Genomic DNA, 15,890 nt, shown 5'->3' on the forward strand with positions numbered 1-15,890 from the left:
CATGGCAACCAACCTCGAACAGCTTTACCAGCAGATCATCCTCGACCACGCCCGCGAGCGTCACGGTTCGGGGCTGCTCGAGAAGACCGGCCCCGGGTCGGTCGGGGAGTCGCACCAGCTCAACCCCGTGTGCGGGGACGAGATCACCCTGCGCACCGTCGTCGACGGCGGCACGGTGGCCTCCCTCAGCTGGGACGGCGCCGGCTGCGCCATCTCCATGGCCTCCGCCTCGGTGCTGACCGACCTGATGGAGGGGCTCGAGCGGGATGAAGCGGTCCGGCTCATCGACGCCTTCCGGGAGGTGATGCGCTCGCGCGGGACCATCCCGGCCGACGAGGAGGTACTCGGCGATGCCGCGGCCTTCTCGGGCGTCTCCCGCTATCCGGCCCGGGTGAAGTGCGCGATGCTCGCCTGGGTCGCACTCGAGGAATCGCTCCTGGCGGCCAACAGCTAGCGGCCCGACGCCCCTGCGGAGCCCGGGTCGGCCGCTCAGCTGGGCTGCGGCAGGGCCATGGTGAAGGTGCTGCCCTGGCCGGGCTCGCTGACCGCGCTGATCGTGCCGCCGTGTTCGGTGACGATGCTCTTGGTGATCAGCAGGCCGAGGCCTACGCCCTGCACGGTCGAGACGCGCACTGCGGGGGACCGGAAGAACCGGTCGAACACCTGGCTGAGCTCTTCGGCCTCGATGCCGATGCCGGTGTCCTCGACCCCCAGCCGGAGCAGCCCATCGGTAAGTTCGGCGCCCACGGTGATCGTGCCGCCCCGGCGGTTGTACTTCACGGCGTTCGACACAAGGTTGTCGAGCGCCTGACCCAGCCGGACGGGGTCGGCGACGGCGGGCAGGGCGGCAGGGGCGGTGTTGATCAGCCGGACCCCCGCGGCGTTGGCCGCCGGCTGCGCCGAGGCGATGCACGCACCGATCAGCTCGCCGACATCGCACGGCACCGGCCTCACCCGGAAGGTGCCCGCGTTGATGGCGAGGAGGTCGTCCACCAGGGCCTCGAGCTGCAGCGCGTTGCGCCGCGCCACCGAGAGGTAGCGCACCACATCGGGCTCAAGGGAGTCCCTGCGGTCAAGGATCAGGTCGAGGAATCCCAGGACCGAGGTCAGCGGTGTGCGGAATTCATGGGAGACGTTCGAAAGGAAGTCATCCTTCGCATGCAGCGCCCTCAGCAGCGAGGTGATGTCCGTGAAGGACACGACCGTTCCGGCGAACGCGCCGTCGTCGTCGGTCATGGCGCGCGCCGACACCGACACCGCCTGCTGCGCACGGCCGCTGCCCAGCCAGATCTGGACATCGTCAAAGCTCTCGCCCTGCACCGCACGCCGCACCGGGCGATCCTCGGCCGGGATCGGGGTTTCCCGGTCGGGGCCGAAAATCAGCAGCTGCCCTTCGTTGGGGTCGTCATTGCCGGGCGGGGCGGCCAACCCGTGGGAGATCCGCTGGCGGGCGTTCATCAGCACGTCGTGCCCGTCCCGGTCCACCACCACCAGGCCGACCCCCGCCGTGTCGAGGACGGTGGCCAGGAGCCGTTCGCGTTCGACCCCCTCTGCCGCCGCCCTGCGCAGGGCGGCCTGGGACCGGCTGACCGCCTCCTGCTGGGCGCGGCGCTCCGTGGTGAGGATCGAAATGAATGCCGCAAGTCCCGTCAGCACCACCGGCAGCAGGAACGGCCCGAGGAATTCGGCCGGGCCGGGCCTGCCCTCGGCGAACAGCAGGGGCCCCCAGACGATGCACAGGGATCCGCCGGCGGTCAGGGCCGCCGCCGCGGCCGTCGGGATGCGGGAGGCGGCAATCCAGGCGGCCGGAAAGGCGGCGAGCAACCCTACCCCGGAGAGGTAGTCACCGGCCCCGGCCCGCAGTAGCCCCAGTGCGGCGAAATTCAGCAGCGGAACCGCGAGCGCCGCCGAGGCTGGCAGGCGCTGCCACGGCACGACAAAGCACAGCAGGAGCAGGCCCGCCTCAAGGAGGATGCCCGCCGGGAAGAGGGGATTGGCGAAGAGGGAATTCGGGTCGAGCAGCCACAGGACCGCCACGACAAGCACGACGACGATCGACAGGGCGCCCTGGCTGAGTATGACCTTCCGCCGCCGGTCACCGCGGCGCAGCAGCGGGACCTCGGGTCCGCGCGGTCCGGTGCCCGCCGTCCTGCCCGCCGTGCCTGTGCCTGCCGCCGCACCCGCCGCTGTCCCTGCCGTTTCGGCAGCTGTGCCCGTTGCCATGCCTGCCCCCATGTCTGTCATTGACGCTAGTGGTTCCGGTCCTCGAACACGTCGGGAATTCCGTCCCGGTCCCGATCGAGCTTCTCCTCCGCCTCGATGGCCCGGTAGCGTCGATTGCGCAGCCGCAGCACCACCGTGGCCAGCAGCGCCGAGGTGAGGGACGCCGTAAGGATCGCCACCTTGGCATGGTCATTGGACGGGCTGCCGGCGTCGAAGCTGAGGTCGTTCACCAGCAGGGAGACAGTGAAGCCCACCCCGGCGAGGATTCCGACCCCCAGGACGTCCCACCAGCTGAGCCCGGGATCGAGGCTCGCCTTCGTGGTTTTCGTGACCGCCCAGGTGGTGAGCAGGATCCCCGCAGGCTTTCCCAGCACGAGGGCTGCGAGGATGCCGAGAGTCACCGGGTCGCCCAGCGCCGAGACGAACCCCTCGGCGCCGCCGACCGCAACGCCTGCCGAGAAGAAGGCGAACAGGGGGATCGCCACCCCGGTGGACAGCGGCCGGAACCGGTGCTCGAAGATCTCGGCAAGGCCCGGCTTCCCCGGCCGGGGAGGCTTCACGGAGCCATCCCTGCGGCGTCGCAGGACCGGAACGAGGAAGCCCAGCAGGACGCCGGCCACCGTGGCATGGACGCCGGAGGCGTGCATCAGGGCCCAGGCGGCGATGCCCAGGGGCAGCAGGATCAGCCAGGCCGCTGTAACGCGCCGGCCGAAGAATTTCGGGTTGCGCTGGGCGAGGAAGCCGAAGAGGCCAAGCGGCAGCAGCATCCACAGCAGGTACTCAACGTGCACGTCGGTGGAGTAGAAGAAGGCGATGATGGCGATCGCGATGAGGTCGTCCACCACGGCGAGGGTGAGCAGGAAGATCCGCAGGGCGCCGGGAAGATGGGAACTGATCACCGCGAGCACGGCAAGGGCGAACGCGATGTCTGTCGCCGTCGGGATGGCCCAGCCGCGCAGGGTCTCGGGCGAGGAGAGGTTGATCGCCGTGTAGACCAGGGCCGGAACGACGACGCCGCCGGCGGCTGCGGCGACCGGGACGATGGCCCTGCTGGGCCGGCGCAGGTCGCCGGCGACAAACTCCCGTTTGAGTTCGAGGCCGGTGAGGAAGAAGAAGATGGCGAGGAGCCCGTCGGCGGCCCACTCACCGACGGTCAGCTTCAGGTGCCAGGGTTCATAGCCGAACTCGAAGTCGCGCAGCGCGAAGTAGCTGTCGGCGAAGGGTGAGTTGGCCCAGATGAGGGCGGCGACGGTGACGACGAGGAGGATGATTCCGCCGACAGTCTCTTTGCGCAGGATTTCGTGGATGCGCAGCCACTCGGGATAGCTTGAGCGCTGCAGCACCCGGTTCGCCGCAGTGCTTCCGCTGCGTTCGCTGCTCATGTGCTGCTCCTCTGGCGTTGACGCTGCCGGGATGCGGTTCTCCGCTGTCCGGACAATCGGAGTCGAAGGCTGAAAGGTTGGGCGCCGGCCCGGACCGGGCCGGCGCAACGGGACCGGCGGGCTTAGCCGGCCAGCGCCCGGACCCCGATGATCGCGGTGGCCAGGCCGAGGATCATCGAGGTGGAAATGAGCATGAAGTGAACCGTCAGGAAGCGGGTCGGCGCTCCCTTCTCATCCCGGGCGCGCGGATCCTTGAGGATGCGGCGCAGGAACGGCGGCCAGACGATGAGGGTCCAGACGCCGGCGAGGATCAGGACGAGGGCAAGTGGTGCAGGCAGTGACACGGAGAAGTCTTTCGGGGTGGGGGTGCGGGGGCTTAGTGGGTTTCCAGCCAGCGCTGGGCTTCGGCGGCCTGGATGTTCAGCGCCTTGCCGATCATGGGTTCGGCTGCGCCGGCGATCTTTCCGCCGAGGAAGGGAATCGATGAACTGACGGACCCCTGGAGGTCGACCCGGGTCTTCTCGCCGTCAACGACCAGGCGCTGGATGGCGGTGACGCTCAGCGGAACTCCTGCCACGGCCATCTCGACCCGCGCCTCACGCGAACCGTCGGCCGCCGGAGCGGCCCAGCGCTCGGTCTGGGTGACCGTCAGCGTCTCCCCAACGAACTTGCGGGCCATCTCCGGCAGCCGCGTCGTGGGCATTGTCCGCACAGCGGTGAGGGTGAAGGGCCCGGTGATCTCGCCGTCGACGGTGAGCGATTCGAGCGCTCCCCCGACGTGGCGGCTCATGTGCTGAAGGAAGCCTTCGTCGGTGAACACGCGGGTCACCGCCGCGGCGTCGTAGGGCAGAGTGGTCGAGGCGTTCAGTGCCATAGTTCCTCCGGGTGTTGTAGGTCGGGGTTGCAGATCGGGGGTCGTGGGTCGCTTGTGCCATCCTACGTGCCCGCGGCCGGTCCAACCCGTCCCGGGAAGCGCCGGGCCCGGCCGGGGAAGCCGGTAAACTGGGGAACTGTCACCGGGATCCGCAGCGGATTCCGGCCTTTTGTGCTGTCCTGCGGCTCCAACCGGCCGCAGCCGACGCCGGATCCCCAGCGGCGGCCGCGGCACCAGAGGACGTCCAGCGCCGGACGGTCATCATCCAACGCGTCACCGATGTGAGGAACCAGATACCCATGAGCCTCAATGGACTGCGGGCCGCACTGGCCGAGGACCCGTCCTACGCGCGGGTGCGGGCAAACGCCGCGCGCCCGGTGGGCCAGCGCAGCACCGACCTGCAGATCGGCGCCCCGGCCGGAATGCGGGCGGCGCTGCTTGCCGAAATGGTCGACGGCCTGCGCCGGGACGGCGACGCCGGATCCGTTTCGGCCGTGCCGGTGGTCCTCGCGGTCACCGCCACCGGCAGGGAAACCGAGGATCTTGCGGCCGCGCTGCGCAGCTACCTTCCGGCGGCCGAGGTCGAGGAATTCCCCAGTTGGGAGACCCTCCCGCACGAACGCCTCTCCCCGCGCTCCGACACCGTGGGGCGCCGGCTCTCCGTCCTGCGCCGCCTCGCCCACCCCGAAGGCTCCCCGGTGCGCGTCATCGCGGCGCCGATCCGCGCCGTCGTGCAGCCGCTCGTGGCGGGCCTGGGGGAGCTGCAGCCGGTCTCGGTCAAGGTCGGCGACGAGGTGGCCTTCACCGAGGTGGTGAAGTCCCTGGCCGACGCCGCCTACGCCCGGGTGGACATGGTCACCCACCGCGGGGAGTTCGCGGTGCGCGGCGGCATCATCGACGTGTTCCCGCCCACGGAGGACCACCCGGTGCGCGTCGAGTTCTTCGGCGACGAGATCGACTCGATGCGCTGGTTCGCCGTGGCCGACCAGCGCTCCCTGAACGCCGATGAGCACCCCACGGTGCTGTACGCGCCGCCGTGCCGGGAGATCCTCATCACCCCCTCGGTGATGTCCCGTGCGGCGGAGCTGCTGCCCGAGCTGCCAGCCGCGGCCGGGATGCTCGAGAAGATCGCCGGCGGGATCGCCGTCGAGGGAATGGAGTCGCTGGCTCCGGTGCTCGTTGACGCCATGGTGCCCTTCGCCGGTGAGCTTCCGGCCGGTTCGATCGCCGTCGTGATCGAACCCGAGAAGGTTCGCACCCGCGCCCACGACCTGGCCGCCACCAACGAGGAGTTCCTTGCCGCGGCCTGGTCCACGGCCTCTGACGGCGGAGCCGCGCCCCTTGACCTCAGCGGTGGCCTCGGCACGGACCTGCAGGCCGCGAGCTTCCGCTCCCTCACCGACACCCGTGCCACGGCCCTGGGGCACGACGTCGCCTGGTGGGGCATCACCTCCCTCGGCGCCGGGGAGGACCTCCTCGCCGACGTCGACAGCTTCTCCCTGCACGCCCGCGAACCGCGCGGCTACCAGGGCGACGTCGCGGAGATGATGGACTTCATCGGCGGGCGGGTGCGCGACTCCTGGCGCGTCGTCGTCGCCACCGAGGGCCCCGGCCCGGCCAAGCGCCTGGCAGAACTGTTCTCCGACTCGAACATCCCGGCCCGGCGGGTCGACTCCCTGGACTCCGAGCCGCAGCCGGGCATCATCGAGATCACCACGGCCCGGGCCGGGCGCGGGTTCGTCCTCGACGGCCTGAAGCTGGGGCTGCTCACCGAGGCGGACCTGCTGGGGCGCACCAGCGCCCAGGGCACCCGGGACATGCGCAAGATGCCCTCCCGCCGGCGCAACGCCGTGGACCCCCTGCAGCTCAAAGAGGGCGACTTCGTGGTGCACGAGCAGCACGGCGTGGCCCGCTTCGTCGAACTGATGCAGCGCTCCACCGGTGCCGGGCCCACCCGGACCACCCGGGAATACCTTGTCCTCGAGTACGCCCCCTCCAAGCGCGGCGCCCCCGGGGACCGGCTCTTCGTGCCCACCGACCAGCTCGACCAGGTGACGCGCTATGTCGGCGGGGACACCCCGGCGCTGAGCAAGATGGGCGGCTCGGACTGGGCCAAGACCAAGAACTCCGCCCGGAAGGCCGTCAAGGAGATCGCCGGGGAACTGATCCGGCTGTACTCGGCGCGGATGGCATCGCGCGGGCACTCCTTCGCCCCGGATACGCCCTGGCAGCGCGAGCTCGAGGAGGCCTTCCCTTACGTGGAGACCCCCGACCAGCTCACCACGATCAACGAGGTCAAGGCCGATATGGAGCGCGAGGTCCCGATGGACCGCCTCGTCTCCGGCGACGTCGGCTACGGCAAGACCGAGATCGCCGTCCGCGCCGCCTTCAAGGCGGTCCAGGACGGCAAACAGGTCGCCGTGCTGGTGCCGACGACGCTGCTGGTGCAGCAGCACTTCGAGACCTTCTCCGAGCGCTTCTCCGGCTTCCCGGTCACGGTCCGGCCGATGTCCCGGTTCCAGACCGCCAAGGAGACCCGGGAGACGGCGGAGGGGCTTGCCTCCGGCGCCGTCGACGTCGTCATCGGCACGCACCGGCTGCTCTCCAAGGAGATCGCGTTCCGGGACCTCGGGCTGGTGATCGTCGACGAGGAGCAGCGCTTCGGCGTCGAGCACAAGGAGGCGCTCAAGAAGATGCGCACCAATGTCGACGTGCTCGCCATGAGCGCCACCCCGATCCCGCGGACCCTCGAGATGTCACTGACGGGCATCCGGGAAACCTCCACGCTGGCGACCCCGCCGGAGGAGCGCCACCCGGTGCTCACCTACGTCGGCCCGTACACGGACAAGCAGGCCTCCGCGGCGATCCGGCGGGAGCTCATGCGCGAGGGCCAGGTGTTCTTCGTGCACAACCGGGTCTCCTCCATCGACCGCACCGCCGCGCAGCTGCGCGAACTGGTGCCGGAGGCGCGGGTCGCCGTCGCGCACGGGCAGATGAGCGAGTCCCGCCTGGAGCAGATCATCGTTGACTTCTGGGAGAAGCGCTTCGACGTGCTGGTGTGCACCACGATCATCGAGACCGGCCTGGACATCTCCAACGCCAACACCCTCATCGTGGACCGCGCCGACAACTACGGGCTCTCGCAGCTGCACCAGCTGCGCGGGCGGGTCGGCCGCGGCCGGGAACGGGCCTACGCCTACTTCCTCTACCCCACGGAGAAGCCGCTGGGCGAGGTGGCCCTGGAACGCCTCAAGGCCGTGGCCTCACACAACGAGCTCGGCGCGGGCATGCAGCTGGCCCTGAAGGACCTCGAGATCCGCGGGGCGGGCAACATGCTCGGCGGGGAGCAGTCGGGCCACATCCAGGGCGTCGGCTTCGACCTGTACATCCGGCTGGTCGGCGAGGCGGTGGCCAGCTTCAGGGGCGAGGCCGAGGAGAAGGCCGCCGAAATGAAGATCGAGCTGCCGGTCAATGCGCACCTGCCGCACGACTACGTGCCGGGGGAGCGGCTGCGCCTCGAGGCGTACCGCAAGCTCGCCGGAGCGGCGACGACCGAGGCCATCGACGGCGTCGTCGAGGAGCTCACCGACCGCTACGGGGAGCTGCCGCCGCCGGTGGCGAACCTCATCGCCGTCGCCCGCTTCCGCGTCTCGGCCCGGGCGGCCGGACTGACCGACGTCGCGCTGCAGGGCAACTTCATCAAGTTCGCGCCGGCCGAGCTGCCGGAGTCGAAGCAGATGCGCCTGAACCGCATGTACCCGGGGGCCTCGGTCAAGCCGGCGCTGAACGCGGTGCTCGTGCCGAAGCCGAAGACCGCCCGGATCGGCGGACGGGACCTCGTCGACGCCGAGATTCTCGAGTGGGCCCAGAACGTCGTCGACGCGGTGTTCGCGGCCTAGGGGGAGCGCGCTCCGGGGCGGCCAGCGCGCCTCACAGCGACCAGCGCGCCTCACAGCGACCAGCGCGCCTCACAGCGACCAGCCGGCCACAAAACGACGAATGGACCCCGGAAATGCTGCGCGTTTGTCGTTTCCGGGTGCGTCGGTCGTGAAGTGGCGCGGGGAAGCTCGGCGGACTGCGCTGGGGCGGTAGGTAGCGTCGAGCGCACCCCGGACGCAGCAGAGGCCGCCCCGATCCGGGGGCGGCCTCTGAGGATACTGCGGGTGACCGGAGGCCCGGTCACGGGCGGACCTTAGGAGTCGACGGCCGCCGAGCGCTTCTTCGCCTTGGTGCGGTTGCCGGCGGCGAGGTCGGCGCCGGTATCCGAACGGCCGATCACTCCCTGCGGGATGAAGAACGCAATGAAGGCCAGGCCGATGCACACGGCGAAGGGCCAGACGTTGTCTCCATTGGAGAAGCTGATGGCCCACAGGCCGAGGAGGAACAGCACGAACATGATCGTGAAGACCAGGATGTTCTCGCCGAGGTGGCCGACGCCGGCGTGGGCCGGCTGCTTGCCGGCGGGGCGGTGCGCGCGGTCGCTGTCCGCCTGCTCGTGCTGCGCCTGCTCACGGTCGGACGGGAGGCTGCCCGGATCTACCGGATGTGACATTAGTACTCCTTCGAGAGGGAAATCGTGGGTGTCGCGCTGTCCGTCAGTACCCTGAGGCGCCCTGTTCACCCTTAAGGATAGCGACTCCGGAGCTGGCACCGATCCGGGTTGCTCCGGCGTCGATCATGGCGCGGGCGTCGGCCAGGGTGCGCACCCCGCCGGAGGCCTTCACGCCGATGTCCGGGCCGACGGTGCGGCGCATCAGGGCGATGTCCTCGACGGTGGCGCCGCCTCCGTTGAACCCGGTCGAGGTCTTCACGAAGTCGGCGCCGGCCTCGACCGAGGCCCTGCAGGCGAGGACCTTCTGGTCGTCGTTCAGCTGCGAGGTCTCAAGGATGACCTTCAGGATCGCCCCGCCCTCGTGGACGGCCTCGGCCACCGCACGGATATCGAGCACCAGCGCCTCGTAGTTCCCGGCACGGGCCGCGGCGAGGTCGATGACCATGTCGACCTCGTCGGCGCCGTCGGCCACGGCGCCCCGGGCCTCGAAGACCTTCACCTCGGTGGGGGTGGCGCCGAAGGGGAAGCCGACGACGGAGCAGGTCAGCACGCCGCTGTCCTTGACGGCGGTGTGGACGGTGCTGACCCAGATCGGGTTCACGCAGACCGACTTGAAGGAGTGTTCGACGGCCTCGGCGCAGACCGCGAGGATCTGCACGCGGCTGGCTTCGGGCTTCAGGAGGGTGTGGTCGATATAGGAGGCAAGGGAGACGTCGCTAGGCATAGGGCTATCTTTTCACGAGATGGGGAACGGGCGGCGCGGCCGGGGCCGGGGAGGGGCTTTCAGAGCCCGAGGGCGGCGCCGACGTCGGCCCGGACCGCCTGGAGGCGGACACGGGCCGTGGCCTTCGCGTCGGGGAGTCCCTCGGCGGAGGCGACCGGCTCGATCACCTCGAGGTAGCACTTGAGCTTGGGCTCGGTGCCGCTCGGACGGATGATCACCCGGGTCGAGTCCGCGGTGAGGTAGAGCAGGCCGTCGGTCGGCGGCAGGTTCTCGAAGCCCTGGGAGAGGTCGACGGCGGTGGCCACCGGCGACCCGGCGAACGCCTGCGGCGGGTTCGAGCGCAGCCGGGCCATCATCTCGCCCAGCAGCGGGAGGCTGGCGACCCGGACGGAAAGCTGGTCCGCGGCGTGCAGCCCGTGGGCGAGGAAGGCGTCATCGAGCAGGTCGAACAGCGTGCGGCCCGCGGCTTTGGTAGCCGCGGCGAGCTCGGCGAGCAGGAGCCCGGCGGAGATGCCGTCCTTGTCGCGGACCGCCGCGGGTGCGACGCAGTAGCCGAGGGCTTCCTCGTAACCGTAGCTGAGGCCGGGCACCCGGGCGATCCACTTGAACCCGGTGAGGGTCTGCACGTGGGCAATGCCCGCCGCGGCCGCCACCCGGCCCAGCAGGCGGGAGGAGACGATCGAGTTGGCGAATACCGCGCCGCCCGTCGACCCTCCGGCCGTGGCACGGGCGGCAAGGTGGGCTCCGAGGAGGGTTCCCACCTCGTCGCCGCGCAGCATCCGCCAGGCGCCGGTGGCGGGGTCCTTGGCAGCCAGCGCGACGCGGTCGGCGTCGGGGTCGTTGGCGATCACCAGGTCCGCGTCGGTCTCCTGCGCCGTTTCCAGGGCGAGGTCAAGGGCTCCCGGCTCCTCCGGGTTGGGGAAGGCGACGGTTGGAAAGTCGGGGTCCGGTTCGGCCTGGCGCTCCACCATCGTCACGCTGCCGAAACCGGCCGCCTCCAGCACCGCCCGCGCGGTGCGCCCGCCCACCCCGTGCATCGGGGTGAGGACGATGTTTAGGTCCCGGTCCGTGAACGCGGGGTCGGCGAGGGCCGCCACGGCGGTGACGTAGTCCTTTTCGATGCTTTCGGGCAGGACAGTCCATCCCTCCGCGGCCAGCGGGATTGAATCGACGCTGCCCACCGCCGCGATGTGCGCGGCGATCCCGGCGTCGTGGGGTGCGACGATCTGCACCCCGCGGGCCTCCGGGGCGACCGCGCGGCCGCCGAGGTAGACCTTGTACCCGTTGTCCTGCGGCGGATTGTGGCTGGCGGTCACCATGATGCCCACCTCACACTCGAGGGCGCGCACGGCGTAGGCGAGGACCGGGGTGGGAAGCTCCGAGGGCATCAGGAAGGTTTGAAGGCCCGCCGCGGTGAAGATGGCGGCGGTTTCCTCGGCGAAGACCCGCGAGTTGTGGCGTGCGTCGTAGCCGATGACGGCGCGCGGCACATAGGCGCCGCCGGCCCCTGCCGCGGCCAGGTCGAGGGCGTGCGCCGCGACGCCGGCGGCGGCGCGCCGGACCACGACCCGGTTCATGCGGTTCGGCCCGGCGCCGAGTGCGGCCCGCAGCCCGGCGGTGCCGAACAGCAGCGGCCCGGAGAACCGGTCGCGCAGCTCCGCTTCGGCCGCGGCATCGCCCTGCCGCACGGCGTCGAGAAGGGCCTCAAGTTCGGCGGCGGTCTGAGGATCCGGGTCGGCCTGCGCCCAGGCCGCGGCCGAGGACAGAAGGAGCTGCTGTTCGGGGGAAGTCATGGGGAGAACCTGCCTGGGTGAGTCGGGAGGGGGGTGTTTAGAGCTTCGCGACGATGTCGGCAAGCAGGCGGGAGATGCGCGGTCCGGCCGCCTGTCCGGCCTCAAGGACTTCGGTGTGGCTCAGCGGGACCGGGCTGATGCCGGCGGCGAGGTTGGTCACCAGGGACAGCCCGAAGACCTCCATGCCGGCGTGGCGGGCGGCGATCGCCTCAAGTGCGGTGGACATGCCCACGAGGTCGGCGCCGATCCGCTTGGCGTACTGCACCTCGGCGGGGGTCTCGTAGTGCGGGCCGGTGAACTGGGCGTAGACGCCCTCATCCAGGGTCGGGTCGACCTCAAGGGCGATCTTGCGGATCCGGGCCGAGTACAGGTCGGTGAGGTCGACGAAGGTCGCCCCCTCGAGGGGGGAGGTGGCGGTGAGGTTGATGTGGTCGCTGATGAGCACCGGGGTGCCCGGAGTCCACCGCTCCTGCAGCCCGCCGCAGCCGTTGGTCAGCACCAGGGTCTTCGCGCCGGTGGCCGCCGCGGTGCGGACCCCGTGGACGACGGCGCGGACGCCCTTGCCCTCGTAGAAGTGGGTGCGCGCGCCAAGGACCAGGGCACGCTTCCCCGCCGGGGTCAGCACCGAAGTGATTGTGCCCACGTGTCCGACGACGGCGGGTGCCGAGAAGCCGGGGATGTCGGAGGCGTCGACGGAGGCTGTCGTTTCCCCGATCAGGCCGGCGGCGCCGCCCCACCCGGAGCCCAGGACGAGGGCGGTGTCATGCCGCTCCACCCCGGTCTTTTCGGCGATGTAGTCGGCGGCACTGCGGGCAAGGTCAAAAGGATCATTCGTCACCGCACAAACCTACCGCGTGGATTGGGGCCGTTCCAGCGGGCAGCCCTCTGCGGGCCGAGCACCGCGGGGAGTCCCAGTGTGCGGGGCGGTGAAGGGCGGCGCCGGGCCCGAAGGCGTCCTGTGGAACCGAAAGCGACTGGTTTGCCCGCTTTATCCGGTCCGCCCGTCGTTTTGTGGCCCGCTCGTCGTGTTGTGGTGCCGCCGTCGGCGTCTGGTGTGCTGGTCGCGGGCGTCCGTGCCGCTTGTGGTGTGCGGCCGTCCCGGCGTGCGGGGATGGCTGCGCCGGACCCGAAGGCGTCCTGTGGACCCGAAAGCGACGGATGTGCCCGCTTTATCCGGTCCGCACGTCGTTTTGTGGCCCGCTCGTCGTGTTGTGGTGCCGCCGTCGGCGGGCTGCACCGCGGTGTTGGGTGGAGATCCTGCCGTCCGACGCGCGCCGGCTGAAGCCCGCCAAATCGTTTGGGCCGCCGCCCGGGATGGGGGACAATAAGGTGCTGTGACCAATCAACTTGATTTCAGCTCCCTGCGTATTGCCATCCTCGGCGGCGGCCCGGGCGGATACGAGGCGGCGATGGTCGCTTCCTCCCTCGGCGCCAACGTCACGATCGTCGAACGGCAGGGGCTGGGCGGCTCGGCGGTGCTGACAGATGTGGTGCCATCAAAGACCCTCATCGCCACCGCGGACACCATGACCCGCTTCACCGACGCCCACAGCCTCGGCGTCAACTTCACGGACACCTCCGTCGCGGCCGACCTGCACAAGGTCAACCAGCGGCTCCTGAACCTCGCGGTCGAGCAGTCGGCCGACATCCGCGCCACCCTTGAGCGCAACGGCGTGCAGATCATCATCGGCACCGGCAAGCTTCTGGACAACCGCCGCATCGAGGTCGTGTCCGAGGGGGAAACCTCAGTGATCGAGGCCGACGCCCTGCTGATCGCCGTCGGATCCCACCCCCGCGAGCTCTCCACCGCAGTGCCGGACGGGGAGCGGATCTTCAACTGGACCCAGGTCTACAACCTCACGGAGGTCCCCGAGCACCTGATCGTCGTGGGCTCCGGCGTCACCGGCGCCGAGTTCGCCTCCGCCTACAACGGCCTGGGTGCCAAGGTCACGCTCGTCTCCAGCCGCGACCAGGTGCTTCCCGGTGAGGACGCCGACGCCGCCGCCGTCCTTGAGGACGTCTTCCTCAACCGGGGCATGACGGTCCTCTCGAAGACCCGCGCCGACAAGGTCAAGCGCACCTCGACCGGCGTCGAGGTCCACCTCTCCGACGGTAAGGTCATCGAGGGCAGCCACTGCCTCATGGCCGTCGGCGCGGTGCCGAACACCGCCGACATCGGACTTGAAGAGGCCGGGGTGGCCGTCACCGAGTCGGGCCACATCGTCGTGGACGGGGTCTCCCGCACGACGGCACCGAACGTTTACGCGGCCGGCGACTGCACCGGGGTGTTCGCCCTCGCCTCGGTCGCCGCCATGCAGGGCCGGATCGCCATCGCGCACCTGCTGGGGGACACCGTCACCCCGCTCAAGCTCAAGCAGGTCGCCTCGAACATCTTCACTACGCCGGAGATCGCCACGGTCGGTGTCACCGAGGCCGACATCGCCTCGGGCAAGTACCAGGGCGACGTCATCAAACTTTCCCTCCACACCAACGCGCGGGCGAAGATGATGAACGTCAAGGACGGCTTCGTGAAGGTCATCTCCCGCGCCGGCTCGGGCACGGTGATCGGCGGGGTGGTCGTCGGTCCACGCGCCTCCGAGCTGATCTTCCCGCTGGCGATCGCGGTGACCAAGAAGCTCCACGTCGACGACGTCGCCAACACTTTCACCGTGTACCCCTCGCTGACCGGATCGATCTCCGAGGCGGCCCGCCGGCTCCACGTGCGGCTGTAACGGCGGCGGTCGGGGCCGCGGAGGAGGACACAGCAGCGGGTTGGCGGGAGATCGACACCGGATACCGTGTCCACGGATTGGACACGGCTCTCCACGGGGTGGACGCAAGTGGTCCAATATGTGGATTCACCGAACGGATCGGCCGCCGGGATCGTTTAGGAGCCCCGGCCGGTCCTGAAGCCCCGCAAGAGAAAGCCGATCTCATGTCCTCTTCGTCACCCGCAGCACTGGGCGGGGCCACCAAGCCGCTGAATCCGCGCGGCCGCGTCATCTTCGCAAGCCTCATCGGCACCACCATCGAGTTCTACGACTTCTATATCTACGCCACGGCGTCGGTGCTGGTGTTCCCGGCCCTGTTCTTCCCCAACGCCACCCCGGCGAACCAGCTCCTGAGCTCCTTCGCCGTCTTCGGCGTCGCCTTCGTCGCCCGCCCGCTCGGCTCGATCATCTTCGGCCACTACGGCGACAAGATCGGCCGCAAGGCCACCCTGGTGGCCTCCCTGCTCACCATGGGCATCGCCACCTTCCTGATCGGGCTGCTCCCGACGGCGGAAAACGCCGGCTGGATCATCCTCGCCCCGCTGCTCCTCGTCGTGCTGCGCTTCTTCCAGGGCCTCGCACTTGGCGGCGAGTGGAGCGGTGCTGCCCTGCTGGCCACCGAGAACGCCCCCGAGGGCAAGCGTGCCGTCTTCGGGACCTTCCCGCAGCTTGGCGCACCCATCGGTTTCATCCTCGCCAACCTCCTGTTCGTCGTCCTCAACACCACGCTGACCGATGAGCAGTTCCTGAGCTGGGGCTGGCGCGTGCCGTTCCTGCTCAGCGCCGTCCTGGTGATCGTCGGGCTGTACGTGCGCCTGAAGCTCATCGAGAGCTCGTCCTTCCAGAAGGTCCAGGAGGAGGGCAAGGTCGTCAAGCTTCCCCTCGGCGAGGTCGTCCGCCGGCACTGGCGCCCGCTGTTGCTGGGCACCTTCATCATGTTCGCCACCTACGTGCTGTTCTACCTGATGACCTCCTTCACCCTCACGTTCGGGACCAGCCCTGCGACGGTTGAGCAGGCCCAGGCCGCCGCCGAGACGGCGGGCAAGCCGTTCAGCGCGGAAGGATTCGTGCCGGGACTCGGCATTGCCCGCGGCGACTTCCTCTGGATGCTCATCCTGGGCGTCGTGTTCTTCGGGATCTTCACCCTGGTTTCGGGTCCGCTGGCCGAACGGTTCGGCCGCCGCAAGATGCTCCTGGCAGTGACGGCGGGTATCGCCGTCTTCGGCTTCACCTGGGTTCCGCTGTTCGGTGCCGGCGGCACCGGTGCCATGGCGCTGCTGATCATAGGGTTCATCCTCATGGGCCTGACCTTCGGGCCGATGGCCGCCGTCCTGCCTGAACTCTTTCCGGCAAACGTCCGGTACACCGGGTCCGCCGTGGCCTACAACCTTTCAAGCGTGATCGGTGCGGCGCCGGCGTCCTTCGTGGCCATTGCGCTGTGGAAGGTCGCCGACGGAAGCACCTTCCTGGTGGGGCTCTACCTCAGCATTGCGGCGGTCCTGACCTTCATCGCACTGTGGATCTCCCGCGAGACCCGCGACCGGGACTACGAAAACCACACCGCCTGATTC

The 15,890-nt window shown here is 69.8% G+C and carries 12 protein-coding genes; 4 read left to right on the plus strand and 8 right to left on the minus strand.

The features are described from left to right. Position 1: 1 nt before the first annotated feature. A complete protein-coding gene (gene sufU / locus GVV77_RS01775) occupies positions 2-454 on the plus strand; it encodes a Fe-S cluster assembly sulfur transfer protein SufU (protein WP_133403191.1) in 453 nt (150 codons plus the stop codon). Positions 455-489: 35 nt separating this feature from the next. Here sufU and GVV77_RS01780 read toward each other — a convergent pair whose 3' ends face one another. The 4 genes from GVV77_RS01780 to GVV77_RS01795 form a co-directional block, all read right to left on the minus strand. After that, positions 490-2,223, minus strand: coding sequence for a sensor histidine kinase (locus GVV77_RS01780; protein ID WP_159615791.1), 1,734 nt, complete (start codon positions 2,221-2,223; stop codon positions 490-492). A 26-nt stretch (positions 2,224-2,249) separates the two neighbouring features. Then, positions 2,250-3,605 carry a Na+/H+ antiporter NhaA gene (gene nhaA / locus GVV77_RS01785; RefSeq protein WP_159615793.1) on the minus strand — a complete coding sequence of 452 codons (1,356 nt, stop codon included), beginning with the start codon at positions 3,603-3,605 and terminating at the stop codon, positions 2,250-2,252. Between the two features lie 122 nt (positions 3,606-3,727). After that, a complete protein-coding gene (locus GVV77_RS01790) occupies positions 3,728-3,949 on the minus strand; it encodes an SCO4848 family membrane protein (RefSeq protein ID WP_120166842.1) in 222 nt (73 codons plus the stop codon). A 32-nt stretch (positions 3,950-3,981) separates the two neighbouring features. After that, positions 3,982-4,479, minus strand: a complete 498-nt coding sequence (locus tag GVV77_RS01795) for a DUF2505 domain-containing protein (protein ID WP_159615795.1) — start codon at positions 4,477-4,479, stop codon at positions 3,982-3,984. Positions 4,480-4,778: 299 nt separating this feature from the next. Between GVV77_RS01795 and mfd the strand changes: the two genes are divergently transcribed. Continuing rightward, positions 4,779-8,378, plus strand: coding sequence for a transcription-repair coupling factor (gene mfd / locus GVV77_RS01800; RefSeq protein WP_159615797.1), 3,600 nt, complete (start codon positions 4,779-4,781; stop codon positions 8,376-8,378). 293 nt (positions 8,379-8,671) lie between these two features. Here mfd and GVV77_RS01805 read toward each other — a convergent pair whose 3' ends face one another. From GVV77_RS01805 to GVV77_RS01820, 4 genes are read right to left on the minus strand one after another with little or no spacing between them, the layout of a single operon-like run. After that, on the minus strand, positions 8,672-9,031 hold the full coding sequence (locus tag GVV77_RS01805) for a hypothetical protein (RefSeq protein WP_159615799.1): 360 nt from the start codon (positions 9,029-9,031) through the stop codon (positions 8,672-8,674). Positions 9,032-9,074: 43 nt separating this feature from the next. Continuing rightward, positions 9,075-9,755, minus strand: coding sequence for a deoxyribose-phosphate aldolase (deoC, locus tag GVV77_RS01810; protein WP_159615801.1), 681 nt, complete (start codon positions 9,753-9,755; stop codon positions 9,075-9,077). Positions 9,756-9,814: 59 nt separating this feature from the next. Then, positions 9,815-11,548, minus strand: a complete 1,734-nt coding sequence (locus GVV77_RS01815; RefSeq protein ID WP_159615803.1) for a phospho-sugar mutase — start codon at positions 11,546-11,548, stop codon at positions 9,815-9,817. 37 nt (positions 11,549-11,585) lie between these two features. Beyond that, the gene (locus GVV77_RS01820) at positions 11,586-12,386 is read right to left on the minus strand and encodes a purine-nucleoside phosphorylase (protein ID WP_159615805.1); all 801 of its coding nucleotides are present in this window, start codon (positions 12,384-12,386) and stop codon (positions 11,586-11,588) included. 496 nt (positions 12,387-12,882) lie between these two features. Here GVV77_RS01820 and GVV77_RS01825 point away from each other — a divergent pair, with 496 nt between their 5' ends. Both GVV77_RS01825 and GVV77_RS01830 read left to right on the plus strand, forming a co-directional pair. Continuing rightward, positions 12,883-14,280, plus strand: a complete 1,398-nt coding sequence (locus tag GVV77_RS01825) for an NAD(P)H-quinone dehydrogenase (RefSeq protein WP_159615807.1) — start codon at positions 12,883-12,885, stop codon at positions 14,278-14,280. 203 nt (positions 14,281-14,483) lie between these two features. Continuing rightward, positions 14,484-15,887 carry an MFS transporter gene (locus tag GVV77_RS01830; protein ID WP_159615809.1) on the plus strand — a complete coding sequence of 468 codons (1,404 nt, stop codon included), beginning with the start codon at positions 14,484-14,486 and terminating at the stop codon, positions 15,885-15,887. Positions 15,888-15,890: the final 3 nt, after the last annotated feature.

The organism is Arthrobacter zhaoguopingii, assembly GCF_009828605.1.
In the GTDB taxonomy this organism is placed as follows: domain Bacteria; phylum Actinomycetota; class Actinomycetes; order Actinomycetales; family Micrococcaceae; genus Arthrobacter_D; species Arthrobacter_D zhaoguopingii.